Source organism: Bartonella sp. HY038, assembly GCF_014117425.1.
Taxonomy (GTDB): domain Bacteria; phylum Pseudomonadota; class Alphaproteobacteria; order Rhizobiales; family Rhizobiaceae; genus HY038.
The window spans coordinates 3,070,466-3,095,272 of record NZ_CP059725.1; the positions used below are offsets into that span (position 1 = coordinate 3,070,466).

The 24,807-nt window shown below is 41.0% G+C and carries 21 protein-coding genes and 1 other RNA gene; 13 read left to right on the forward strand and 9 right to left on the reverse strand.

Annotated elements, in window-relative coordinates:
- Positions 1 to 3: 3 nt before the first annotated feature.
- Both H3299_RS13210 and H3299_RS13215 read right to left on the reverse strand, forming a co-directional pair.
- Complete coding sequence (locus tag H3299_RS13210) at positions 4 to 948, reverse strand: hypothetical protein (RefSeq protein ID WP_182418096.1); 945 nt, start codon at positions 946 to 948, stop codon at positions 4 to 6.
- 127 nt (positions 949 to 1,075) lie between these two features.
- The gene (locus H3299_RS13215) at positions 1,076 to 1,813 is read right to left on the reverse strand and encodes a YggS family pyridoxal phosphate-dependent enzyme (RefSeq protein WP_182418097.1); all 738 of its coding nucleotides are present in this window, start codon (positions 1,811 to 1,813) and stop codon (positions 1,076 to 1,078) included.
- Between the two features lie 123 nt (positions 1,814 to 1,936).
- Here H3299_RS13215 and leuS point away from each other — a divergent pair, with 123 nt between their 5' ends.
- Together leuS and lptE are read left to right on the forward strand one after the other, a co-directional pair.
- Positions 1,937 to 4,546 (forward strand): leucine--tRNA ligase, encoded by a 2,610-nt coding sequence (gene leuS, locus H3299_RS13220; protein ID WP_182418098.1) that lies wholly within the window; start codon positions 1,937 to 1,939, stop codon positions 4,544 to 4,546.
- Entirely contained in the window at positions 4,533 to 5,105 is a 573-nt protein-coding gene (lptE, locus tag H3299_RS13225; protein ID WP_182418099.1) for an LPS assembly lipoprotein LptE, read from the forward strand. Before leuS ends, lptE begins: the two co-directional genes overlap by 14 nt.
- 92 nt (positions 5,106 to 5,197) lie before the next feature.
- Here the strand turns inward: lptE and H3299_RS13230 are convergent, their stop codons facing one another.
- Positions 5,198 to 5,926, reverse strand: a complete 729-nt coding sequence (locus H3299_RS13230) for a DUF3750 domain-containing protein (protein ID WP_182418100.1) — start codon at positions 5,924 to 5,926, stop codon at positions 5,198 to 5,200.
- Between the two features lie 287 nt (positions 5,927 to 6,213).
- Between H3299_RS13230 and H3299_RS13235 the strand changes: the two genes are divergently transcribed.
- From H3299_RS13235 to cobT, 9 genes are all read left to right on the forward strand, one after another.
- A complete protein-coding gene (locus H3299_RS13235) occupies positions 6,214 to 6,945 on the forward strand; it encodes a tetratricopeptide repeat protein (RefSeq protein WP_182418101.1) in 732 nt (243 codons plus the stop codon).
- 95 nt (positions 6,946 to 7,040) lie between these two features.
- A non-coding RNA gene (gene ssrS, locus H3299_RS13240) (6S RNA) lies at positions 7,041 to 7,197 on the forward strand.
- 112 nt (positions 7,198 to 7,309) lie between these two features.
- A complete protein-coding gene (locus tag H3299_RS13245) occupies positions 7,310 to 7,882 on the forward strand; it encodes a 5-formyltetrahydrofolate cyclo-ligase (protein ID WP_182418102.1) in 573 nt (190 codons plus the stop codon).
- A 66-nt stretch (positions 7,883 to 7,948) separates the two neighbouring features.
- Entirely contained in the window at positions 7,949 to 8,404 is a 456-nt protein-coding gene (locus tag H3299_RS13250) for a hypothetical protein (RefSeq protein WP_182418103.1), read from the forward strand.
- Between the two features lie 801 nt (positions 8,405 to 9,205).
- Positions 9,206 to 9,580, forward strand: coding sequence for a hypothetical protein (locus tag H3299_RS13255; protein WP_182418104.1), 375 nt, complete (start codon positions 9,206 to 9,208; stop codon positions 9,578 to 9,580).
- A 387-nt stretch (positions 9,581 to 9,967) separates the two neighbouring features.
- Complete coding sequence (locus H3299_RS13260) at positions 9,968 to 11,800, forward strand: SLC13 family permease (protein ID WP_182418105.1); 1,833 nt, start codon at positions 9,968 to 9,970, stop codon at positions 11,798 to 11,800.
- A gap of 39 nt (positions 11,801 to 11,839) precedes the next feature.
- Positions 11,840 to 12,322 (forward strand): DUF2247 family protein, encoded by a 483-nt coding sequence (locus H3299_RS13265; RefSeq protein ID WP_182418106.1) that lies wholly within the window; start codon positions 11,840 to 11,842, stop codon positions 12,320 to 12,322.
- Positions 12,323 to 12,611: 289 nt separating this feature from the next.
- Positions 12,612 to 13,601, forward strand: coding sequence for a cobaltochelatase subunit CobS (gene cobS / locus H3299_RS13270; RefSeq protein WP_182418107.1), 990 nt, complete (start codon positions 12,612 to 12,614; stop codon positions 13,599 to 13,601).
- 93 nt (positions 13,602 to 13,694) lie between these two features.
- Complete coding sequence (gene cobT, locus H3299_RS13275) at positions 13,695 to 15,578, forward strand: cobaltochelatase subunit CobT (protein WP_182418108.1); 1,884 nt, start codon at positions 13,695 to 13,697, stop codon at positions 15,576 to 15,578.
- A gap of 136 nt (positions 15,579 to 15,714) precedes the next feature.
- Here the strand turns inward: cobT and H3299_RS13280 are convergent, their stop codons facing one another.
- On the reverse strand, positions 15,715 to 16,323 hold the full coding sequence (locus H3299_RS13280; RefSeq protein WP_182418109.1) for a hypothetical protein: 609 nt from the start codon (positions 16,321 to 16,323) through the stop codon (positions 15,715 to 15,717).
- A 184-nt stretch (positions 16,324 to 16,507) separates the two neighbouring features.
- Here H3299_RS13280 and H3299_RS13285 point away from each other — a divergent pair, with 184 nt between their 5' ends.
- Positions 16,508 to 17,431 carry a hypothetical protein gene (locus H3299_RS13285; protein ID WP_182418110.1) on the forward strand — a complete coding sequence of 308 codons (924 nt, stop codon included), beginning with the start codon at positions 16,508 to 16,510 and terminating at the stop codon, positions 17,429 to 17,431.
- Between the two features lie 41 nt (positions 17,432 to 17,472).
- Entirely contained in the window at positions 17,473 to 18,405 is a 933-nt protein-coding gene (locus H3299_RS13290; protein WP_182418111.1) for a hypothetical protein, read from the forward strand.
- Between the two features lie 89 nt (positions 18,406 to 18,494).
- Here the strand turns inward: H3299_RS13290 and H3299_RS13295 are convergent, their stop codons facing one another.
- The 5 genes from H3299_RS13295 to mnmE all read right to left on the reverse strand — a co-directional run bounded on the left by H3299_RS13295 (position 18,495) and on the right by mnmE (position 24,674).
- A complete protein-coding gene (locus tag H3299_RS13295; protein WP_182418112.1) occupies positions 18,495 to 19,376 on the reverse strand; it encodes a ParB/RepB/Spo0J family partition protein in 882 nt (293 codons plus the stop codon).
- 111 nt (positions 19,377 to 19,487) lie between these two features.
- A complete protein-coding gene (locus H3299_RS13300; RefSeq protein ID WP_182418113.1) occupies positions 19,488 to 20,291 on the reverse strand; it encodes a ParA family protein in 804 nt (267 codons plus the stop codon).
- A 1-nt stretch (position 20,292) separates the two neighbouring features.
- Positions 20,293 to 20,937, reverse strand: coding sequence for a 16S rRNA (guanine(527)-N(7))-methyltransferase RsmG (gene rsmG, locus H3299_RS13305; protein WP_371739581.1), 645 nt, complete (start codon positions 20,935 to 20,937; stop codon positions 20,293 to 20,295).
- Positions 20,937 to 22,808 carry a tRNA uridine-5-carboxymethylaminomethyl(34) synthesis enzyme MnmG gene (gene mnmG, locus H3299_RS13310; protein WP_182418114.1) on the reverse strand — a complete coding sequence of 624 codons (1,872 nt, stop codon included), beginning with the start codon at positions 22,806 to 22,808 and terminating at the stop codon, positions 20,937 to 20,939. The genes rsmG and mnmG overlap by 1 nt, the downstream gene beginning before the upstream one ends.
- A 558-nt stretch (positions 22,809 to 23,366) precedes the next feature.
- The gene (gene mnmE, locus H3299_RS13315) at positions 23,367 to 24,674 is read right to left on the reverse strand and encodes a tRNA uridine-5-carboxymethylaminomethyl(34) synthesis GTPase MnmE (RefSeq protein WP_182418115.1); all 1,308 of its coding nucleotides are present in this window, start codon (positions 24,672 to 24,674) and stop codon (positions 23,367 to 23,369) included.
- Positions 24,675 to 24,807 lie beyond the last annotated feature (133 nt).

Below are 24,807 nucleotides of genomic sequence, written 5' to 3' on the forward strand. Positions count from 1 at the left end.
GCGTTACCATCGCCGCCATTCACTGGTAATATCTTCATTTTCTTCAATGAGAAAGCCCGTTTGCGCAACAACCTTATCAATAAAGATGCTTAGTTCATCACGCTCCAAAGTTTCGACCAAACCATTGCGGTCGTTAATGTCATTGACGTTTACAACAAGAATTTCGACCGCCTTATAGATTGCTTCTGCATCAGCTTTTTGGGTAGCAGCCTTGACGTTATCAATAAAAATATTAAGCTGTTCTTCTACCGCACGAATATCTTGCTCATTATACCCCTTATCCAAGCCAATCAGTTTACGCCAACGCTTGGTTGGAAATCTCTGACGATATATTTCTAATCCTGCGCTTGCTTCAGGGTTAATGATATAATTCTTCACATTTTGTTGTCGTTCGCGCGCACGTATATCGGCGCGATCTAGCAACGCAATAGTGAGACGTATCAATTTTTCTTCGCCCGTATAAGTTGCAATAACATTTAGATTTCCAACCCTATACGATATACTATATTTTTCATCGCTAACACCTGGCAGCATAACGCTTTTTAGTTGCATTCGCGGTTTGGTATTAAGTTTTTGGGCGACATTTTGCGGTGTATCGCCAAATTTTAAGCCGAAGGGAAGTGGATGCTTATATGGTCTTTGCCTGGGTATTAGACTATCACTGTCGCTAAAGCTTATATGCAAAACAATTTTCTCATCATCATTCGTGCTAAATCTGGACTTTGGCTCACCATGTGAATAATTGAATAAACGATATTCTTCCATCGAAACATTAAAACCACTATAAAAATCTTCTGTTTCCCAGCGAGTGGCATTCGCTGGCAAGGGTTGTAATGGATAAAGTTTGCGTTGCTGTTCCATATAAGTTTTAAAAACGGGATCTTCTGCGCTGCGTCCTAACATATCTTGGTGATCGCCTGATAATTGTGAAAACGAAGTTGAAACCATAATATGTCAATCCCTATTTGATCTAATCATACAAACAAAACTGGCAACCATTAAAGCATTTTTGCAAAATGTAACCAATGCTTGCAAAAATGCTCATTCATTTATCTTATGCAGTCTTTATTCTCGACTACTCCTCAATTGAGGCATCATCGTCGTTCTTCATCGGGCGGTAGCCAAATATTGCCGAGCCGACCCGCACACTTGTTGCACCAAACTTAATCGCTAGTTCAAAATCACCTGACATGCCCATGGATAATTTGTGCAAGCCTGCTTGTTTGCCGAGTTTTTCAAGCAATGCAAAATGGGGACCCGGATTTTCATCAGCTGGCGGTATGCACATTAAACCAATAATATTAAGACCATGGATATTTTGGCAGCGTTTGACAAAATCAAGCGTATCTTGTGGGGCAATGCCTGCCTTTTGCGGCTCTAAACCCGTATTAACTTGAACATAGCATGGTAAATTGCGTGCCTGCTTGTTCATTTCCGCGCTTAAGGTCGCGGCAATTTTTTCGCGGTCAACACTTTCAATTACGTCAAAAAGTGCAACCGCTTCCGCCGCCTTGTTGGATTGCAGTGGCCCAATGAGATGTAATTCTATACCCGAAAATTCATCGCGCAATTGCGGCCATTTGCTTTGTGCTTCTTGAACGCGGTTTTCACCAAATTGCCGCTGCCCTTCTTGAAGCACGGGACGAATGTCATTGGCATCAAATGTTTTTGAAACAGCAATAAGATCAATATCGCTAGCTGATCGTTTGGCTTCACTGGCGCTTGCCGAAATTTCTGCCCGCACATTATTTAGTGCCGCACAAACATCGTGGGCTTCCTGCACTGAAGTCTGATTATCTAGCTTGTCATTCATCGAGATATCCTTTATTGCCTATATATTCAAAATACTATCGCCAGTTGACGCCTTACACAATGTGTGTTGAAGCTCCATTGACAGATTTTTAAACTAGTTAATCTTCGCAAGAGAATAAAAGCAATGGCAACCGAACGTTATAATCCACGCGCTACCGAAAAAAAATGGCAATCGGCTTGGGACATTCAAGATGTTTTCAAGACTGATAATGATGATAGCCGTGAAAAATATTATGTTTTAGAAATGTTTCCCTATCCATCAGGCCGTATCCATATGGGCCATGTGCGCAATTATGCCATGGGTGATGTGGTAGCGCGCTATAAGCGGGCAAAGGGGTTTAATGTCCTGCACCCAATGGGATGGGATGCTTTTGGTATGCCGGCTGAAAATGCGGCAATGAAAAATAAGGTTCATCCTAAAGAATGGACTTATGAAAATATTGCCACCATGCGTTCGCAATTAAAATCCATGGGCCTATCATTGGATTGGTCGCGTGAATTTGCCACTTGTGATGTTGAATATTATCATCGCCAACAAATGATCTTCCAAGATATGGTGGAAAAAGGGCTTGTTACCCGTAAAAGCGCCAAGGTTAATTGGGATCCAGTTGATATGACAGTGCTTGCTAATGAGCAAGTGGTTGATGGTAAGGGCTGGCGTTCGGGTGCCTTGGTTGAGCAGCGCGAATTGACCCAATGGTTCTTCAAAATTACCGATTATAGCGAAGACCTATTGCAAGGTTTAGATCAGCTTGAGGAATGGCCTGATAAAGTTCGCCTTATGCAAAAGAACTGGATTGGTAAATCACAAGGCTTGGCGTTGCGTTGGCAAATTGCCCAAAATGCGCCAGCTGGCTTTGATACAATTGAAGTTTATACAACTCGCCCCGATACGATTTTTGGTGCGTCCTTCATTGCCATTGCTGCTGACCACCCTTTAGCCAAGCAAATTGCCGAAAACAACTTGACATTGCAAAGCTTCATTGAAGAATGTAAGCGCATTGGCACATCAGTTGCCGCGATTGAAACGGCTGAAAAGCAAGGCTTTGATACTGGCGTTACCGTTGCCCATCCTTTTGATGAAAATTGGCAATTGCCGGTTTATGTCGCCAATTTCGTATTGATGGAATATGGTACTGGTGCGGTTTTTGGCTGTCCTGCCCATGATCAGCGCGATCTTGATTTTGCTAATAAATATGAATTGCCAGTGCGCCCTGTGGTGCTGCCAGAGGGACAAGATCCATCTAGCTTTATTGTGACCGAGACAGCACACACCGAAGATGGCGTGATGATCAATTCAAGCTTTCTTGACGGTTTAACGCCAACACAAGCTTTTGATGAGGTGGCAAACCGTTTAGAGAGCACAATGCTTAATGGTAAACCACAGGCCGAACGCCGCGTACAATATAGGTTGCGTGATTGGGGTATTTCCCGACAACGCTATTGGGGCTGCCCAATTCCAATGATCCATTGTGTGGAATGTGGGGTGGTGCCAGTACCGCGCAAGGATTTGCCCGTGCGTTTGCCTGACGATGTTACCTTTGAAAAGCCAGGTAATCCGCTTGATCATCACCCAACTTGGAAAAATGTTGATTGTCCAAATTGTGGTAAACCCGCACGGCGCGAAACCGATACCATGGATACATTTGTTGATTCATCATGGTATTATATCCGCTTTACTGATCCAAATGCTGATGAACCAACAGAGCGAGCTATGGCTGATAGTTGGTTGCCAGTTGATCAATATATTGGCGGTATTGAACATGCTATTTTGCATCTTTTATATTCGCGCTTCTTTACCCGTGCGATGAAAAAAGTTGGCTATGTAGGGGTTGAAGAGCCGTTTAAAGGTCTATTCACCCAAGGCATGGTGACGCATGAATCTTACCGTGATGAAACGGGCTATGTCTTCCCATCTGATATTAAGATTGAAGAAAAAGATGGTAAGCGTGCAGCTTTCCGTTTATCCGATGGTGCGCCGGTTGAAATTGGGCCAATCGAAAAAATGTCGAAGTCAAAATTTAACATTGTCGATCCTGATGATATTTTAGCATCCTATGGTGCTGATACGGCACGCTGGTTCATGCTTTCTGATTCGCCGCCAGAGCGCGATGTTATCTGGTCTGAATCTGGTGTTGAAGGTGCATTCCGTTTTGTGCAGCGCGTTTGGCGCATGGTGGCACTTGCTGAAGAACATTTGCAAGGTGTTGAAGGCAAAGCTGCGCAGGACGGCGTTGCCCTTGATATTTCCAAGGCTGCCCACCGCACCTTGAAAGCGGTTGCTGATGATATTGAAAAGCTTGCCTTTAATCGTGCCGTTGCCCGTCTTTATGAGTTGCTAAATATTTTGTCGCCGGTTGCGCAAAATATTGAAACGGCTGATAATGATACCAAGGCTGCACTAAAGCAGGCATTTGATTTCTTCATTGCCATGATTGCACCGATGATGCCGCATCTTGCTGAAGAGTGCCACGCCGCTTTGGGTGGTGATAAAATGGTGGCAACTTTGCTTTGGCCGCAATATGATGAAGCTTTGACCGTTGATAATGATGTTACAATGCCTGTGCAAATTAATGGTAAAAAGCGTGGTGATTTGACAATTAGCCGTGATGCGGACAAGAATGCCGTTGAAGCTGCTGTGTTGCAATTGCCTTTTGTTCAAAAAGCTCTTGATGGCAAGGCACCTAAAAAGTTGGTTGTTGTACCGCAAAGGATTATTAATGTTGTTATCTAAACCAATTATAGCATTAAAAAGCATTACTCTGGCGGCGCTTATGGTGTCTGCTATCACAATAAGTGGTTGCACAGTGCAACCGCTTTATCAGGGCAGCAATAGCGATGGCAGCCCTATGCTTAATGCAAGTTCACCAATGCGGGCAAAACTTAAGTCTATTGAGATTAGCGAAGCCGGTGACCGCACAACTCAAATTGTGCGCAACCGTTTGATTTATCTGTTTAATGGTGGTGCTGGTGAAAGCGGGGCGCCGCAATATAAGCTAGCATTAAATGTCAGCACGACTGTGTTGGCTGCAGTGCGGGTTAATGTTGGTGACCGTACCGATCGTACTGGTCGTGCGTCAGCTGGTACTGCACGCGCAACAGGTACTTATACAATTAGTGATATGGATGGTAAGATTGTTGCCAAGCGTAGCCGTTCGGTTGATGCTTCTTTTGATCGTCCACGGCAAGAATATGCTAATCTTGCTGCCGAAAAAGATGCGATTGAACGTGCAGCCAACGAACTTGCCGAACAATTATATTTATCCGTTGCACAAGATATGTCTAAAAAATAATTTAGCCCTATCGGTTAATTAAAAAAACGCCTTTGAACTTATTCAAAGGCGTTTTTTTAAAAGCTAATTTATATTCTTGTAAAATAGTTTTACTAAAAGCCAACTCTGCCAATACCGGGGATTTTTACGCCAAGACTTTTGATATCTATGCCTAAAACAAAGCCACCAATATCCAATTCAAGCCCACTTTTTCCGCCAATCGCCAAGCCACCAAAGCCATGATAATTTATGATGAGGTCGCTATTATCCTTATCGTAAAAATACCATTTATTGTTGGGTAAAAAATTACGCCCTACAGCAAGCGGTGGCAATGCCACATTGATTTCCGGCACGTCACGCAAAATATTACCGACAAAACTATTCGAATTTGGCCCGGGCCAGATAATATATTGACCACTCCCACCATAGGAATAGCGCTTTATAGCCGCTTCAACCTTTTCAATCAACGCATCATTATTATGGGATTCATAAATAATAAATGGCGCATTAGAATACCATTTGGCATCGGCCGCATAGGCATTGTGGCGCAGTGCTTTACCCCAACCGACAACATCATAGCGGTTATACTGGCTTTCATCAGCTTTCTTAAAGACGATCCAAGTGTGAAGTGAAATTGCCCCCTTCATGCCGCCGGTTCTTGCGCCCATAATATAAAGGCTAGAGCCTTGCGCTTGCGGTTTTGGTAAGAAATTTGCGCTTGTCCAATCAGCAACGCGGTAGCTTTGTGGGCGATCTAATTGCCACCACCAAAGGGCACTTGCACCAATGGGTAATAAATAGCAAATTAACAAAAATAAGATCAACCTTTTTAGCCACTTCATTATGATTATCTCCCCTTTAAGCTTAGAGCGCATTTCGATCTAATTGGATCAGATCCGCGCCCTAATACATTGTTTACAGCGCGTTTTTTGTCCGAAAACCGCTTCACACTTTTCGGAAAACGCTCTAAAGTTTCGCGTGCTTCACATTTTGGTGAACCTAAAAAGCATTTATGGCTAAATTATAGTTTTGGCGGGGTTACTTTTAATAGCAATATGCCATTTTACTGCCTTTTAATTGATCTTAAACTAAGCCATATTAAAATAGAATTTTAATCAATGGTTAGAACGTGGAAAAGAAGTTGAAATATCGAGATCTTATATTTGCTTGCTGTGCTGTTTTATTGACTGCGCCGACTTTATCAGCGGTGATGATTTCATTTAGCCAAGCGCAAGAAGCACCGCAATTTCCACCAGAGCATGAACCACTTGAATCGCCGCTTGAGCCCGATGATGTTGTGCCTTTGCGCCCTAATATTAAACCCGATCAAACTATTGAAAACCCAAATAAATCTAAAAATCTATTGCCATTAGTTAAAAAGACTGATGAATTAAACACACTTTTTACCAGTTTGAAGCGCAGCGCTGATGTAAAAGAAGCTCAAAAAATTAGTCAACAAATACAGGGGCTTTGGTCTCAATCGGGTAGTGCAACAATAGATTTGTTGATGGGCTGGGCAGAAGATGCGGCGCGAAACCAAGATTATGCACAAGCGATGGATTTTTTGGACAATGTTGTAGCGCTTGATCCTAATTATGCTGAAGGTTGGATGCGGCGCGCATCCATTCATATCCAGATGAATGATATTTCCCTTGCCGTTCTTGAATTAAATAGGGTACTACAAATTGAACCGCGTCATTTTAATGCGCTGATGCAGCTTGGTGCTATTTTTGAAATGACCAACCGTGAACCAATGGCGATTGATATTTATAATAAAGCGCTTGATATTTATCCGCAAATGGTCAAGGTGCAAAAGCGCATGGCTGATTTATTAGAAAAATCAACCGATAGAGCCATTTAGCTATTTTCTTAGATATGGCTCAACCATTAAAGCTGCCTTTAAAATAATATAAATGCTATTGGCATTTTGTAAAACATTGGTTTATAGTGGTTAGTGGCGTTCTGCGCTTCGCGACAGGATAACAGCATCCCTAGGGCCTTAATGATCTTAAAGGGAGCCGTCCCTGATGAGGCCCGTGGGCTTCGTCATATGGCGCCCACCTACTATGTAGGTTCCTAGGATCAAAAATTCCATCGGTTGTCGTGGACGCCACTTCTTTACCGCCCTTCGTGGCACTTATCCAATAAATAATTTTGTTAAAATTGGTTTTTTCCCATCATAAAAGTGTTTATGCTGATAGTAACATTTCTTGACGGATAATAGAATGACAAAACAGCAACAACGCCATGAAGCATTAGCCAAGCGTGATCGTTTGGCGCTAGATTTACGCCGACAAGCTGCTGAACAATTAGCAAATGAAGCAAATGCGCTTTTGTCACTTATTGATGCAAGCATTGTCGCCGGCTTTTGGCCAATTGGCAGTGAAATCGACCCAAGACCCTTATTGTTGGTGCTTAAAGAGAAGGGTAAAACCATTTGCCTGCCGGCTATAATCGATAGCAAAGCCCGTAAAATGCAATTTCGCCAATTTAGTTGTAAAGATGAATTAATTCCGATGGGCTTTGGCACTATGGGCCCACCTGCAAGCGCCGCTATTCTTGATCCCGATTTGATTTTGCTACCGCTTGCGGCATTTGATGCTATCGGCAACCGCATTGGTTATGGTGGTGGTTTTTATGACCGGATCATTGCTGACATGAGATCACGGCAGAAACAACCATTTTTGGTGGGGCTTGCCTTTGATTGCCAAGAGGTGAACTTCATAGCAGCGGAAGACCATGACATTCCTTTACAAGCACTTTTAACAGAAAAAGGCTTGCGATTATTTAAACAATGATAGTAAACTATATTATATTTATACTTTATGAAAACCTTGATATCATTTTTTTCAATTGGAAATTGTATGGCAACGCTCATTATTAAACGCAACTCAAGTATTAATCTAGCGGCGAGCCGTTTTAACATCTATCTTGATGATAAAGTTGTTGGAAAAATCGGCAATGGTAAAACGGTGGAGCTAGAAGTTGCCGATGGTGATTATGCGTTAAAAATTGGCTTAAATCCTAAATCGAACTGTAGCAATAGCATTGCAATAACCTTAAAAAGTGATGAGACACGATCCTTTGAAGTGGGCTATCCTAAGGGCATTTTTGCAAAACAGATGCTTAGTTTGCTCTTCCTAATGTTGATTATCTTGCCTGGGGCCATAAGTTTTAGCATGCCTCATAAGCCAGCCGGCGCAGGAATTGTGTCGGCGCTAATCGCTATTGTTGGGGTGATTGGCTATTTCTGGATGCAAAAGAAGCAAAAGGGCATTAAACAAAAATCAGGACTACACCTTAATGAAATGGTTCCTTAATGACCTAAGGTTTAGGTAAGAATTTATCTGCTACATAATTTTTCATCGCTCGATATATAGCAGGTAGCACAAAATCAGCCGTGAGCTTCAATGGCGTATTATTTAAAAGCAGAAAATATTTTATTGATTTCTATTACTATATTTGAGCAACATTATAATTGAACATAAAAACATCAAATATTATATTAATAACTATTTTTCATAATAATAGGTGAATATTTTTTTTAGAAAGAAAAAATCAATGTATTATGCTTTAAATATTTTGTTTTTTCCTTTTATCTTTTTGATAAATATTCCTACTCTATTATTATTTCCTGATGAATTCCTGACCATAAATAAATATCAATTTTTCTATTTTTTCATTGGTAATATTGTTAGTTTTTATTTTTATTATAAAAGATATAAAATAATACAAAATCGCATAGGTGACTTTGGTGAGTTTACTGGATTAATAGATGGTTTATCATTCATTTTAAGTATTTTTTTAGTCGCAATTTTAAGTTATATTCTTCTAAATCTATTTATCAATGGTAAAACACTTGATGGCTATTATGCGTTCCTTTTTGTTTGGTCAATAATAGGCGGACTATTAGGGTTAATATTATTGTTTATGTTCTATATATGGGCTTTCATACCTGTTTTTAGAAAAAATCCGCTTTTAAGAATTATAATATCAATCATCATAGTCGTTTCATTCGGGATATATCTCTTCATAAATTAAGTTGTTTCAAGCGTCTTAATTTGCAGTCAATATAATCTGCTTTGGTTGACTTAATTATTGGAAATATCAAGGAGATAAGGATGAGGTTTGGCATTTGTGTCATTATGTCGGTGTTGGTTAACTTGGTTTTGTTGCAAAATTCGCAATCAAAAGAAAGTATCGACTATGTTATTCATTCCCATACTATCCATACGTGCCAAACCACCAAGGACGGCAGCATTCAAATAAAAAATAGCACTATAGCTATTAGGTTTTTATTGGAAAGCATAAGAAGCGAAACAGCGGTTGATTGCGCTTGTACTTCGGCACTGCTTAAAGTGTCGATAAAAAACGCAGTCAATGACGAACTCATTGCGACGCAGATTATTACAAATGAAACAAAATATAATACGATAGAAATTAAAGATCGAGGATATAAGCGCCTCCAGCTAAATATATCCTGTCATGTTAATTAAATATATATTGGATAGGGTAATTTTGCTGTTTGTTTGTGTTTAGCTATTGTGGGGTAAAATGCAATTTTTACGAATTTTAGTTTTTTACTATATCTTATAATGAGAGATTTTGCTTTTCATCTAGGGCAAGACTTTAAAATCTTATTTAAAGTAAGCGGCGAGTTGATGGATTTAAATGAAATAAACCGTTAAAACACTGATAAGACATTTAACAATTGCCGGTTGAACTATGTTTATAATCTAATTGGCAGTATAAAAATTGATCCTATCAATTTATTATTAAATATTTTGAAATATAAAATTAAGCTATATATCTAAGATGGCACAAAATTTATTTTGGCTTCATTTTAAAAGGTACTTTTGTCCAACAACATCAAGGCTGAGATTATGAGCCAAGATTTAAGCATTGTTCTTATATTATTGGCTCTTGCAGTTGTTATGTTTGCGCTTAATAAGCCACGCATGGATGCTGTTGCGCTTATTATGATTGGCGCCTTGCCATTAAGTGGCATTTTAACCGTCAACGAGGCGCTATCAGGCTTTTCAGATCCCGCCGTTATTCTTATTGCCTTGCTTTTTGTGATTGGTGAAGCATTAGCGCGCACGGGCATAGTGCAATATATTGGCGATTGGTTGCTGAAGAAATCAAACTCCAATGAAAATCAATTGCTAATATTTTTAATGGTGGCTGTGGCAGGTGTTGGCGCTTTTATGAGCTCAACTGGTGTTGTTGCCATTTTTATTCCGGTTGTTTTGCGTATTGCTAAACAAACCCATATAGCCGCTGGCCGCTTGATGATGCCGCTAAGCTATGCAGCTTTATTAAGCGGTATGCTCACCCTTGTTGCCACACCACCTAATCTTGTCGTCCAAAGCGAACTTGTTCGCCATAACCTTCCTACTTTTAGTTTCTTTTCTTTTACGCCTTTTGGCTTGCCGCTTTTAATCCTTGCCATTTTATATATGTTTGTTATCCGTAAATTTTTAGGAACAGAGCAAAAGCCAAAATCAACCTATCAACGCCCGCATATTGCTGATTGGGTTGAGGAGTATCAGCTTTATCAACGTGAAGCACGTATAAAAATTTTAAAAAACTCGCCACTTATTCGTAAAACATTGGAAGAGCTCGATTTACGCCAAGCCAATGGTGTTAATATTTTGGCAATTGAACGCACCTCCGGTCTTACCAAAAAACTAGTAACACCGCGCCCAGATACGCTTTTATTACAAGATGATATTTTGCTGCTTGATGTGGTCAATATGCCGGAAAGTGAAACGGTAGCCAGTCTTTGTGGTGCCTATAAGCTTGAACAAATGCGTCTTGCTAGTGGTTATTTTGCCGATAGTACCCAACAACTTGGCATGGCGCAAATTATGATACCAGCAAGCTCGGCTTTAATCAATGAAACTGCAGCCAGCGTTAAATTTAGAAAGCGTTTTGATCTTTCCATTGTTGGCATGAAACGCGCCAACAAAGCTGTAAGTGATAGTGTTGCCGATATGCCGTTTAAAATGGGCGATATTTTATTAGTTATCGGACCATGGCGCAATATTCGCCGCCTTGCGAATTACGGCAATGATATTGTTGTTTTGGATTTACCTGAAGAAATTGATGATGCAACCCCAGCACCTACCCGTGCGCCTTATGCGCTTATCGGTCTTGGTGTGATGATTGTTTTAATGGTTAGCGGTATTATCCCCAATGTGTTGGCAGCCTTATTGGTTTGTCTATTTTTGGGGTTAACACGGTGTATTGATTTTGATGCCGCCTATCGCTCAATTCACTGGCAAAGTCTTGTTTTAATTGCAGGCATGTTGCCTTTCTCACTCGCTTTACAAAAAACTGGCGGTATTACTTTAGCAACCGATTTTGTGCTTTCTCTTGCCGGGCAAAGCGAACCAAGGGTGTTACTAGCAAGCTTATTTATTGTTACAGCTATATTGGGGCTGTTTATATCGAATACAGCAACCGCCGTTCTTATGGCACCTGTTGCCATTAGCCTTGCTCAGCAAATGGGTGTGTCGCCCTTGCCCTTTGCTATGACGGTTGCTCTTGCTGCTTCCACCGCCTTTATAACGCCCGTATCATCACCAGTAAATGCTTTGGTGCAAGGGCCAGGTAATTTCCGCTTTATTGACTTTGTAAAATTTGGCGTGCCTTTTTCATTATTAACAATGTTGGTAACCCTTATCCTTGTGCCAATATTATTGCCATTTTAGCCAAAATTTTAGCTCTATGCAAAAAGACAAGAGTAAACCATGCATTGGACGATAAGCCGCAAAGACCTATACGATATTGATGATAGCCTTGATTTGGGTGCCCTTTATTTTGGATTACAAAACGGCTTTATTGGGGTTAAAGACCTAAGGGCTTATATTATTCAAAGCCTTAATGAAAAAAGTGAAAATATACTTTACGATCTCATAGCGCAAGATCATGATTTTAATTTTGTTGCTAGTCTCAAAAAGCTAATACCCAATTATAATGAACTACTAGCAAAAAAATGTTGGATATATATTTTTCTAAAATACTTATTGAAATATGAGACGATGTTTGATGATCCTTATCAAGAAATAGAAAGCTTTTCCGCCAATTTAGATTATCCGCAAATATTAAGTCCGCTCATCCGCTATACGCCATTGCCAGAAGGTGCGATTGGCGGCATTGAAGAAATGAAGAAATATTGGCAAAACCTTATCTGCGAGCTTGAAGATCAAAACTTTAACCTGACGCGCATATAGTGACAAAATGGGTTTAAACCAACAACACTCAAAATTGTAACAAATCCGGCATTTTCTGCGTTGTGTTTATGTCTTGCTCTGATATAACCAATTCATCGGTATAGCAGCCTATCAACAGAATATGATGGGGCTTTCGCTTTGTTTTCTTAAATTTTTTCTTGAAACAAAGCATTTTAAAAGGCAAATTATTGCAATATTTTTGCAGATGAAACTAAATATAGTTTTAAAAAACACTATATTTATCATAAAGCGGAAAAATCATTTTTCGCCCAAGGAGGCATTAAAGAGAATGAAAGAGGATAATCAATCGACCATGCACTTGCCTGACATTACTGTGTCTGCCCGTGATGTATTCGGCATTGATACAGATATGCAAGTGCCAGCATTTTCACAAGGCAATGATTATGTGCCACAGAGTGATCCTGATTATCTTTTCGATCGCCAAACAACTCTTGCCATTCTAGCCGGTTTTGCCTTTAATCGCCGTGTTATGGTTTCTGGCTATCACGGTACTGGTAAATCCACCCATATTGAGCAAGTTGCTGCCCGCCTTAATTGGCCCTGCGTGCGTATTAATCTAGATAGCCATGTCAGCCGTATTGACCTTGTTGGTAAGGATGCCATTGTTGTTAAAGATGGCAAACAAATAACCGAGTTTAAAGATGGCATCTTACCTTGGGCATACCAGCATAATGTTGCCTTGGTTTTTGATGAATATGATGCAGGTCGCCCTGATGTGATGTTTGTTATCCAACGTGTGCTTGAATCCTCTGGCCGCTTGACCTTGCTTGATCAAAGCCGCGTCATTGCCCCTCATCCAGCATTTCGACTTTTTGCAACGGCAAATACTGTTGGGCTTGGCGATACAACCGGTCTTTATCACGGTACGCAGCAAATCAATCAGGCGCAAATGGATCGTTGGTCAATCGTCACCACCTTGAATTATTTGCCCCATGATAATGAAGTGGCAATTGTTCTTGCAAAGGCGAAACATTTCAAAACCCAAGCCGATGGCCGCGATATTATCAGCCGCATGGTGCGCGTTGCTGATCTCACCCGCCAAGCCTTTATTAATGGCGATTTATCAACAGTAATGAGCCCAAGAACGGTTATTACTTGGGCAGAAAACGCTGAAATTTTCAAAGATATTGGTTTTGCTTTCCGCCTTACCTTCTTAAATAAATGTGATGAACTTGAACGCTCAATTGTTGCAGAGTTCTATCAACGTGCCTTTGGCGAAGATCTTCCAGACTCGATCGTCAATACCGTTTTTGCATAAAACAGTGACAGGCAAAGGGGCTTGTTAAATCAAGCTCCTTAAGATTTTTAGCTTTATAAGCCTTTGTTTAAGAATAGAGAAAAGCGCAGAACCATGGCAGCACAACCGGGAGATAATAGCCGCGACAATAGGACAAAACCTGTTGATAGTGAGCCATTCAAGCGTGCGATTAGCGCAACAATGCGTGCTGTTGCCGCCGACCGTGAACTTAATGTGACCTTCACCAATGATCGCCCTTCATTAAGTGGCGACACTGCGCGGCTGCCAGATTTATCCCGCCGCCCAACAATGCGTGATATTGCCGTTACACGTGGCCTTGGTGACTCTATGTCCTTGCGCAAAGCTTGGCATAATGCTTCCATTCATGCAAAATTAGCCCCTGAAGGTAATGATGCTCGCGCTATTTATGACGCGGTTGAACAAGCCCGTATTGAATCCATCGGCGCGCGAATGATGGATGGCATGGCAGATAATCTTGATGCTATGCTTGGCGAGCGTTATGCGCGGGCTAATTACAAAGATATTGAATCCCAAGATGATGCGCCGCTTGCTGAAGCGCTTTCTTTGATGGTGCGTGAAAAATTAACTGGTCGCAAAGCCCCTGTTGAAGCTGGCTCATTGGTTGATCTATGGCGCGACTGGGTGGAGGCGCGTGCCGGTAAAAACCTTGAAAATTTAACCGATAAGCTCAACGATCAAAATGCTTTTGCGCGTGCTATCCGTGATATGCTAACCGCAATGGAGCTTGGTGAAGAATTACGCGATGATCCAAATCCTGAAGAAGATGGCGATGAGGAAGATCAAAGCCAATCAGACGAGAATCAAGAAGGCGAAGCCGATAATCCTGAAAATGCCGAAAGTGGTGAAAGCGAAAATGCCGAACAAGGCTCGGAAGAGACCGAAGACGGCGAAATGGAAGCTGCTGATTATTCTGATGAACAAGCATCGGAAACTGAAGATCTTGATTCTGAAATGCAACCAGGTGAAACAAGGCGTCCACAAAATGCTTTGGCTGATCTTGAGCATTTGGGCGATTATAAGGTTTTCACGCGCGAATTTGATGAAACGGTGGAAGCCAATGAGCTTTGCGATGAGGAAGAGCTTGATAAGTTACGCGCCCATTTAGACAAGCAATTGGCCAATTTGCAAGGGGTGGTTGGCAGACTTGCCAACCGCTTGCAACGGCGCTTAATGGCCGCACAAAACCGTTCATGGGATTTTGATCTTGAAGAAGGTTATCTTGATACAGCACGCTTGACCCGCTTGGTTATTGATCCTGCCCAACCGCTTTCTTTCAAGCGTGAGCGTGATACAGAGTTTCGCGATACGGTTGTCACCCTGCTCTTGGATAATTCTGGTTCCATGCGCGGTCGTCCAATTACGGTTGCTGCAACCTGTACGGATATTCTTGCTCGCACCTTAGAGCGGTGCGGCGTTAAAGTTGAAATATTGGGCTTTACCACCAAAGCATGGCGTGGCGGCCAGTCACGCGAAGCATGGTTACAACGCGGCAAGCCAGCAAATCCGGGTCGCTTAAATGATTTGCGCCACATCATCTATAAAAGCGCTGATACACCTTGGCGCCGTGCAAGGCGCAATCTCGGCTTGATGATGCGTGAAGGCTTGCTCAAAGAAAATATTGATGGTGAAGCACTTGTTTGGGCGCATCAACGTTTATTGGCACGCAGTGAACATAGACGCATTTTAATGATGATTTCTGATGGTGCACCTGTTGACGATTCAACCCTTTCGGTTAATCCGGGTAATTTTTTAGAAAAACATTTGCGCGGTGTGATTGAAGAGATTGAAACACGCTCGCCTATCGAGCTTATCGCCATTGGTATCGGACATGATGTGACGCGTTACTATCGCCGTGCTGTTACTATTGTTGATGCAGAAGAGCTTGCTGGTGCAATTACCGAGCAATTAGCAGCATTATTTGATGAAAATGGCGATAAAAAACGTAGCAAACGCTAATAGCAATTGATCTTTATAAACCAGTACTAACCTAAGAATAATGCTAAAACATCTGAAGGTTTATATTTTATATATTTAAAATATAGATTAAGCAGATGTTTGGCATCATATCTAAAATAAAGCATTTATAAGATCACTAAATCTCACCAGCTTTATAGCGATAATAGGTCGCAAATTCCTCATCACTAATATCTATATGCATATTAAAAGCCATAGATTTTTCCTCCGCTGCATCTGAATATTCTTCAGCCCATAAAACTTCGCCCTCAACAACCCCTTCAATAAAGCAAGAAAGTGTAATAGCTGCATTTTTAAAATAAATTTGCTGATCATCAATATAAGGAAATTCACCCAGTTCTTTTATTAATCTATCTACAACATTTTTAGGATCATCTTTAAAAATATTGATGTCTTTATAATAAATATCAATAGATTTATCATTAGCGCCAATTTCGACTAACTTATTATCTTTATAGCAAGCAAAAATGCAGTTACCGTAATAATAAGTGATTAAAGTATAATCAAAGTTCTTCATTGCAACTAATATGCTCTCATAACGTTTCCTTTGATCCAAATCTTTTGCTTTTTTTATTTGTTCTTCCCAATAAGAACGATCACCCGTTCGATCAATACTGCGAAAACTACCATAGACCTCTTGTAAGGCAAAATTATCTTCCGAAGCGCTATTAAACCTTAAAGATCCCAAGCCTATCAGGGGTTGAATCGTATAATCATGTTTTGACATTCACCATCTCCCGCAAAACCAATTTTGTCTGATTCCAACAACTATATAATGTTAGGTAAAAATTATATCAAAATCATAATATTTCAAAGTTGAAGTTATATAAATATGATAATAATCTAGTATTCGTACAAATTTTATTGTTATCTAAAATATTAGCAAAAATTTTTAAATTTAAGGAAGTCTTATGCGGAAAAATTTTAATAGTTTTAATGTCTTTTTTACATCATTAATATTTATGCTTGCTATCATAATTTTCAATGATTTTTCGACATTGTTTTATTCTTATTATAGTGGTGGCACGGATGGCTTTAGGCAATTGATAGAAACAATAGCTGCGTTTGTGGTGGCAATAGCCATTATATCCGGCTCAGCTGCACTTTCTTTCAAGAAATTTAAATTAATTAAAATAACATACGTCATCATTGGCTTTATGATCCAATTCGCTTTAATTTTAGCCATTGCCAAGTTAGGACTAATCCACGTCACAACTCCGCCAGAGGCCATGACTTTTGGCACAATTGAAACCCCAATGTCATTTTTTTTGAAATGCCAGCGTAATGTACTTATAGCAACGATTGCGGTGATAATTATTTTGAAATGGCTGTTTGATAAGGATTTTAAAAAATTATTTATTATTGATAAAGAAAAAGCAGATTTTGTTTATTATGCACTATTTTTCTTTCTTTTTATTATTGTCAATGCCTGTTTCAGCTTTGCAACCCAAATGCTATCTCACATAGCTTATAATCAGATAGGATATATGCGTATTCAGGATTTATCGATTAAAGTTCTCATTGACACATTAAGTGATATGAGTGTTATATTTATCGGTTTGGCAGTTATCTTTATTTTAAATTATAAAAAGCAATTGTCATTTAAAAACTTTATGTATTTGGCTACTTTGGTTAACTTGGTCACGATAATTTGGCTTTTTGTTTCTTATTTAGGTCATAACCCAAATGCGGTAATGGATGTAGTTTATGCTCTATCAACCATCATTCACGTGGCAGCTGTTACTTTTATTTATACGTCAAGCCAACTGCTTTGCCTTTGGATCGTAATTAATATTTTGAATAAATATTATCCAAAAATAGGCCATTTGGATTAAAATTCAATGATGTAGCAGCTGCAAATCGGGGTATCTTAAAGATGAGATCAACCTTACAAAAAATTCAAATCACATTGGTTATCAGCGCAAGTCTTTTAACCATTATCGGTCTAGTGATAAAAAGTAATTTTGGACAAGAAAGACCTCATCAAATTGCTTTTGATTATGATAAGCAGTCAACACCGCGATCAGATCGTCTCTTTCGTGATTATGGTGAGCCCGTCTATCATTTGGCGCAAAAAATAGAACGTGAACAAACAATTAACCAAAGTGATCTGGCGGCGCTTCCACCCAACGGAATAAATCAACGTTATGGAGATGAAACCACATTGCTTTTTCATGCCATGGCACAACATAACGTTCAAGCAATTGACTTACTTATCGGCAATGGCGCTGATTATACCATGGCGAAAAGACCGCTATTAAATAGTGAACCGGAATTTATTAGTGCTTTGGACTCATTTGGCGGCAATGACCAAGCTGCAGATCGTATATACCGAACCAAACTTATTGAAATTTACTTAAAACATGGTGGCGATCCTAACTTTAGATTTAGACAGGCTAATGATAGACCATTGGTGATGATGGTTGCCCTTGCGCAGAATTATGATGGTGTTCACATTTTAGTGGAAGCTGGTGCGAATATCTGGGCTCGCAATGATAGAGGCATAAATCTCGTTGGGCAGTTAGGTCTATCAATAACTGGTTACGAAGAATTATCTAAGCTCATTGACGAAGGATATTTAGACAATATTCAAATGAATGATATTGTCGACGCAATGGCTTATATTTCAGCATATAAACAGCGCGGTGATGAACAAAGTAAAAATAGGCAAATATTAGCTATGAAGATATTGAAGCGCTATCCACAATATGAGGCAGACGAAAATACACAAGACATATTTGGTGGACCAATCCCTTGGGAGCAGATCAATAACCTATCTATACCAAAAAATCAGCAAACGAATAAGTGAACGCACATAGCAATTATGCTATTAAGTGGAAAGTTAAAGCCCGGCAGATAACTTATCTGCCGGGCCTAAAATTATTAAATCATTGAAAATCAAGCAATTTGTGCGCCTAATCGCTGGCAAAGATCATCGAGCTGCTCAAGCGTTTTATAAGAAATACGGATATCTCCACCTTTCTTATTATATTTAATATCCACCTTAAGCCCAAGACAGTCACCAATACGCCGCTCTAATGCCTTGGTGTCAGCATCTTTTTCAACCGGTATTTTAGCTGGCTTTTCTTCTTCTGGGCCTTTTGCTGCTAAAGCCTCCGCTTGACGCACTGATAAGCCTTCAGCAATAATCTTTTGTGCAAGGCTCAATGGATCAGATGCAGTAATAAGGCAACGTGCATGCCCAGCCGAAAGTAACCCATCATTAACCATTTGTTGTACTTCAGGTGGCAGTTTTAAAAGCCGCAAAGTATTGGCAACATGGCTGCGGCTTTTACCAATCACTTGGGCAAGATCAGCTTGAGTATAATCATGTTCGTCAATCAGTTGCTGATAACCCAGAGCTTCTTCCACTGGATTAAGGTCACTGCGCTGAACATTTTCAATAATAGCAAGCTCTAAAGCAGTGCGATCATCAACATCACGGACAATAACCGGCACACGTACAAGACCAGCACGCTGCGCTGCCCGCCAACGCCGTTCACCAGCAATCAATTCAAAATAATCGCCGCCTAATGGGCGCACAACAAGCGGCTGCACAATACCATGCTCACGAATAGATTGCGCGAGATCATCTAACTCGGCTTCAACAAATGTTCGGCGGGGATTACGGGGATTGCGCGATACCAATTCAATTGGCACCTGCTTTTCTGATGCAATCTGCGTAACCACTACTTCGGGCGAAGCCTGCGGGGCTTCAATATCGCCAATTAGCGCAGCAAGCCCACGCCCTAATCTTTTTTTTGATTTATCTTCACTCATATTAATTCCGTTTTCCGCAAGCTTATCTAAACTTAGAAAATAGTTTGCCAAATAATTACAATAATACTAAATGGCAAAAACCAATGTTCCATAAATTATAAATCACGCGATTTATGCATTTTCGTAACGCAAACGCCGTTCTCGTTGAATAACTTCTGACGCCAATTGCAAATAGGCTTGGCTACCCGCACATTTCAAATCATATAGCAGCGCCGGCTTACCAAAGCTTGGTGCTTCAGATACGCGCACATTACGAGGAATGACAGTACGATATACCTTTTCACCCATAAAAGAACGTACATCGTCCACAACTTGATTAGCAAGATTATTACGCCCATCATACATGGTAAGGACAATACCTTGTATAGTAAGATGCGGATTAAGGCTTGAACGAACCTGCTTAATTGTTTCTAACAACTGGCTTAAACCTTCCAATGCCAAAAACTCACATTGCAGTGGTACAAGAACAGAATCCGAAGCACCCATGGCATTTAAAGTTAAAAGATTGAAAGATGGCGGGCAATCAATAAGAATGTAAGAAAACTTATGTTTAACTCTTGGGTCATCACGTAAAGCCAAACGTAAACGATGAGAACGGTCCGCGCGCGCTGCTATTTCCATTTCAACCCCTAGCAAATCAAGGGTCGATGGCACGATGGAAAGGTTTGGAACATCGGTAGCAAGCGCAGCATCAACGACTGAAACACCCTCAATCACCACATCATAAGACGACAAGCGACGGTTATTACGGTCAATACCAAGTCCGGTACTCGCATTTCCTTGTGGATCAATGTCCAATACTAAGACTTTTTCGCCGATAGCAGCCAAAGCAGTAGCAAGGTTAATCGCTGTGGTTGTTTTACCAACGCCACCCTTTTGGTTAGCTATTGCAATAATACGTACCTGATCACTCATGTTACGCTTCCTTTGTTAACGGAAAAAGATTGGAGATCTTCAAAATAACCGAATCCTTATCGATTACACTTTGGAAAACCTCAACATCGAAAGACCATAAAAGCTGCGCTTCTAAGATCTCATCCTTATAATTTTTACCCTTTTGAAAAAGAGCATAAGTACTAGCTTTAGCAAGCCAGTTTTGACATAGACCAAATAATTCGGTCAGCGAAGCTAAAGCGCGCGCCGAAATAATATCTGGTGCTTGTTGAACTAAGCTACTATTTTCAATGCGATCATTATATACTTTGGCAGGCAGATCGAGATGCGCAATTGCGGTATTTAAAAATGCGCATTTTTTACTATTACTCTCGATAAGGCAGATTTCGCCTTGCCCTTGCTGTTTCATCAATATTGCAAGAATGATGCCGGGAAAGCCGCCGCCAGATCCTATATCAAACCATTGATTGGCGCCAAGCCCATATTGGTAAAGCTGAACACTATCAAGTATATGGCGCTGCCAAAGTTCACCAATTGCATTGTTTGCCACCAAATTTATTTTGGCTTGCCACTTCAAAACTAACTCTTCAAAAGCAATCAAATCATCAAATGTTTCACGTGAAACATCTGGTGATATCGCTTTCAATTGATCAAATTTATCTACCATTATGCTACATCCTTTTGGCTGCGACGCTGCCTTTGGATATGGGTAATAATTAAAGATAAAGCGGCAGGTGTAATACCATCAATACGCTGCGCTTCAGCGATTGTGCGTGGTGCACGAGCGGCGATCTTAATCTTCAGCTCATTTGATAGGCCAGATATCGAATTAAGATCAAGGTCTTCAGGAATAAATAGCTTTTCATCGCGACGCAGCGCAGCCATGTCTTGCTCTTGACGCTCCATATATACAGCATATTGAGCTTCAATCTCCATCAACTCAATTGTTTTAGCATCTACGCCATTAAGTTCTGGCCAAATATTAGTAAGGCTAGCAATGGAAATATCATTATAAGACAAAAGATCATAGGCTGTGCGCCGTTGCCCATCACGATTAATCTGTAAGCCATGTTGGGCGGCTTCATTGGGCGTAAGGTTGACGGATTTTAGTAGAGCGCGCAAGGCATCCAATTTGCCTTCGCGTTCCTCATAGGCGGCAATGCGCTCTGATCCGCAAAGACCTAGTTCAATAGCTAATGGTGTCAAACGCTCATCCGCATTATCAGCACGCAAAGACAAGCGGAATTCAGCTCGCGATGTAAACATGCGATAAGGCTCACTGACGCCGCGCGACACAAGATCATCGATCATCACACCAATATATGAATCGCTGCGCTGCATAATGATTGGTTCTTGCCCTGCTGCAAAACGCGCTGCATTTAACCCGGCAATCAAGCCTTGTGCGCCGGCCTCTTCATATCCAGTAGTACCATTGATTTGGCCTGCAAGATATAGGCCAGTCACTGCTTTTAATTGTAATGAACGATGGAGTTGACGAGGATCAACAAAATCATATTCAATTGCATAACCCGGCTGCAAAATACGAACATTTTGCAAACCATCAATCGAATGAATGAGCGCATCTTGCGCGTCTTCAGGTAGCGAGGTTGAAATACCGTTAGGATAGACTGTATTATCATCTAAACCCTCAGGCTCTAAGAATATTTGATGACCATCGCGATCGCCGAATTTTACAATTTTATCCTCAATAGATGGGCAGTAGCGCGGGCCAATCCCCTCAATAGCACCGGAATACATTGCAGAGCGATGAATATTTTCACGGATAATAGCATGGGTGCGCTCATTGGTGCGCGTAATAGCGCAATCAATTTGCGGGGTCTTAATGCTATCGGTAAGGCTAGAAAATGGTACTAAAACATCATCTGGCGACTGCTTATCCAATCGATCCCATTCAATTGTTTCACGATCCAAACGCGCCGGCGTTCCCGTTTTTAAGCGACTAAGGACAATGCCATGCCCGTTCAAGCGCTCTGCCAACTTAACAGCCGGTGCTTCACCCATACGCCCAGCAGGCCAATTTTTATCGCCAATATGGATTAGTCCACGTAAAAAGGTTCCCGTTGTTAATACCACTGATGGTGCATTGAGTTGCTGCCCATCTGCAAGCACTACACCTTTGACAACTCCGTCGACAATTAAGATGTCAACAGCTTCGCCTGCTACCACCGTAAGATTTTGTTGGTTTGCTATAAGATCTTGCACGGCCAACCGATATAGTTTTCTGTCGGCTTGGGTACGGGGACCCCGAACTGCCGGCCCCTTACGCCGATTTAATAGACGGAACTGAATTCCACCACGATCCGCAGCACGCGCCATAATGCCATCTAACGCATCGATCTCACGAACCAAATGGCCTTTACCCAAACCACCAATGGCTGGATTACATGACATAACACCGATTGTTTCAAATGAAAATGTTACTAAAGCGGTTTTCGCACCAAGCCGTGCCGAGGCTGCTGCAGCTTCAGTACCGGCATGCCCTCCACCAATAACAATAACATCATAATTCATTGACATAATATTTCACCTTGGCCAATTCATCGCGTGGCCTCGCGTCGGTCCAATTTTACACTCTGCATTGCATAAAAAGATAGGATGGCAGTTGAAGATAAACCAAATGACACATCATAGTGTTTCAGAATGCCATTTTTTATCAGATATCTGATTTAGTCTTTACCGCATAATATAGTGAATGCAAAGATACTTCTCAAGATTTGCGTTGAAATGCTGTCATTTACAGCAAAATAGCGGTGGAAATCTTTTTCCATCAATCGAATTTAGTAATTTAATTTGCTTAGAAATTTTGTTTCACGTGAAACAAATAGCGCAATGGCTTCCAACTATTTAAATGTTTCACGTGAAACATCACAAGATAAGTTTGGTTAATAGGTTATTAATATAGCGATAAACCTAACCGCAGGCGGTGGAAACTTAGCTATAATGTTGCTGCGACTAAGATCACGTCAGGAGAATAGCCATATTAGCTGATATCTAGGAGCAGTACAACGCTCACGATGATCGGCTTAGCGAAGCAACCATTCCATCACTTATGCATTATGACACGAATATCGACCTTTATTTGCCAATGCAAAATTCGGAAAAGATAACATCCAAAAGATCTTCAACATCAACATCGCCAGTAATTCGCCCAATTGCATTAGCCGCTAAACGCAAATGCTCAGCGCGTAACTCTAGGTCAATATCGTGTTTTTCTAGCGAATATTCTAGTTCTTGTATACCGCTAGCCAAAAGGCTAACTTGCCTTTTTCGTGCCGGCACTAGCTTACTTACATCGCCGGCCCGCGCACTGCAAAACGCTTCGAGTCGATCAATAAATTCTTGCCAATTCTCACCGGTTGCGGCTGAAATTTGTAGGGGCCAACGCGCAGCCTCCCCTTGCCCATAATCCAGCTTATTGCCAATATGCCAAATATTGGCCTCTGTCTTTGGCAAATCAATCGGCGTTGGATTTTGCATATCTTCGAGCATAAGAACAAGATCAGCAGTTAGGATGTGTTCTTCAGCAATTTCAATGCCAGCCTTTTCAATGTGATTATCGGTCTTACGCAGTCCAGCGGTGTCGGTAATTAAAACAGGCACTCCTGAAATCACAAGGCGTACTTCCAACGCATCTCTTGTGGTGCCAGCCTCATTAGTAACAATAGCAACTTTACGCCCAGCTAAACGATTAATCAAACTTGATTTGCCGGCATTAGGAGCACCTGCAATAACAATGCGTAAACCATCGCGCATAATATTTGCGCGTTTACCATCCTCAATATGTTGTTCTATAGACTGCTTTAATGCACTCACTCTTTGCCAAACTTCATCAGATACTGAACCTGGAACATCACTCTCATCGGCAAAATCAAGTTCAGCCTCGATCATGGCGCGGCAAAATATCAATTCCTTTCGCCAATTGCGATAAAGCTCTGCCAAGGCACCGCTTGCACCCATAAGTGCCAATTTGCGTTGGCTTTCAGTTTCCGCTTCAATAAGATCGGCTAAGCCTTCTGCTTCAGTTAGATCTAACTTGCCTTCAGCAAAAGCACGGCGGGCAAACTCCCCTGCTTCTGCTTGACGACAATTGGGGAACGCACCAAGCACATCCAACAGTTTTTGTACCACTGCACGTCCACCATGGATATGGAGTTCTGCACAATCTTCACCTGTGAAGCTTTGCGGCCCTTTAAAGAACACCACCAAACCATTATCAATAATATCACCACACCCATCTTTTAGTGTACGGTAATGCATCACACGCGGTTTTAATATGCCTTCACAAAGCGCTGATAAAATTGCGCTAGTTTCAGTGCCTGAAATCCTAATCACCGCTACACCAGAAGGTAAGGCACCACTTGATAGCGCGAAAATCGTTTCCATATCAAACCTCAATAATGACTTCTTGCACAAAACATATGTGTCAATGTTTATTCAAACTAATTATGATAGTTAAATTTATGCTCACATATTACAAGCATCTAATTTCAAAAACTAACCCTGTTTTATAGATCAA

Bases quoted from the DNA above. Each gene is read 5' to 3' on its own strand.
- leuS (WP_182418098.1), top strand. From the start codon at position 1,937: ATGGCAACCGAACGTTATAATCCACGCGCTACCGAAAAAAAATGGCAA.
- H3299_RS13300 (WP_182418113.1), bottom strand. From the start codon at position 20,291: ATGAGTGATCAGGTACGTATTATTGCAATAGCTAACCAAAAGGGTGGC.
- cobS (WP_182418107.1), top strand. From the start codon at position 12,612: ATGAAAGAGGATAATCAATCGACCATGCACTTGCCTGACATTACTGTG.
- mnmE (WP_182418115.1), bottom strand. From the start codon at position 24,674: ATGGAAACGATTTTCGCGCTATCAAGTGGTGCCTTACCTTCTGGTGTA.
- H3299_RS13265 (WP_182418106.1), top strand. From the start codon at position 11,840: ATGCATTGGACGATAAGCCGCAAAGACCTATACGATATTGATGATAGC.
- H3299_RS13285 (WP_182418110.1), top strand. From the start codon at position 16,508: ATGCGGAAAAATTTTAATAGTTTTAATGTCTTTTTTACATCATTAATA.
- H3299_RS13255 (WP_182418104.1), top strand. From the start codon at position 9,206: ATGAGGTTTGGCATTTGTGTCATTATGTCGGTGTTGGTTAACTTGGTT.
- H3299_RS13245 (WP_182418102.1), top strand. From the start codon at position 7,310: ATGACAAAACAGCAACAACGCCATGAAGCATTAGCCAAGCGTGATCGT.
- H3299_RS13280 (WP_182418109.1), bottom strand. From the start codon at position 16,323: ATGTCAAAACATGATTATACGATTCAACCCCTGATAGGCTTGGGATCT.
- H3299_RS13215 (WP_182418097.1), bottom strand. From the start codon at position 1,813: ATGAATGACAAGCTAGATAATCAGACTTCAGTGCAGGAAGCCCACGAT.
- rsmG (WP_371739581.1), bottom strand. From the start codon at position 20,937: ATGGTAGATAAATTTGATCAATTGAAAGCGATATCACCAGATGTTTCA.
- H3299_RS13260 (WP_182418105.1), top strand. From the start codon at position 9,968: ATGAGCCAAGATTTAAGCATTGTTCTTATATTATTGGCTCTTGCAGTT.
- lptE (WP_182418099.1), top strand. From the start codon at position 4,533: ATGTTGTTATCTAAACCAATTATAGCATTAAAAAGCATTACTCTGGCG.
- cobT (WP_182418108.1), top strand. From the start codon at position 13,695: ATGGCAGCACAACCGGGAGATAATAGCCGCGACAATAGGACAAAACCT.
- mnmG (WP_182418114.1), bottom strand. From the start codon at position 22,808: ATGTCAATGAATTATGATGTTATTGTTATTGGTGGAGGGCATGCCGGT.
- H3299_RS13250 (WP_182418103.1), top strand. From the start codon at position 7,949: ATGGCAACGCTCATTATTAAACGCAACTCAAGTATTAATCTAGCGGCG.
- H3299_RS13210 (WP_182418096.1), bottom strand. From the start codon at position 948: ATGGTTTCAACTTCGTTTTCACAATTATCAGGCGATCACCAAGATATG.
- H3299_RS13295 (WP_182418112.1), bottom strand. From the start codon at position 19,376: ATGAGTGAAGATAAATCAAAAAAAAGATTAGGGCGTGGGCTTGCTGCG.
- H3299_RS13290 (WP_182418111.1), top strand. From the start codon at position 17,473: ATGAGATCAACCTTACAAAAAATTCAAATCACATTGGTTATCAGCGCA.
- H3299_RS13230 (WP_182418100.1), bottom strand. From the start codon at position 5,926: ATGAAGTGGCTAAAAAGGTTGATCTTATTTTTGTTAATTTGCTATTTA.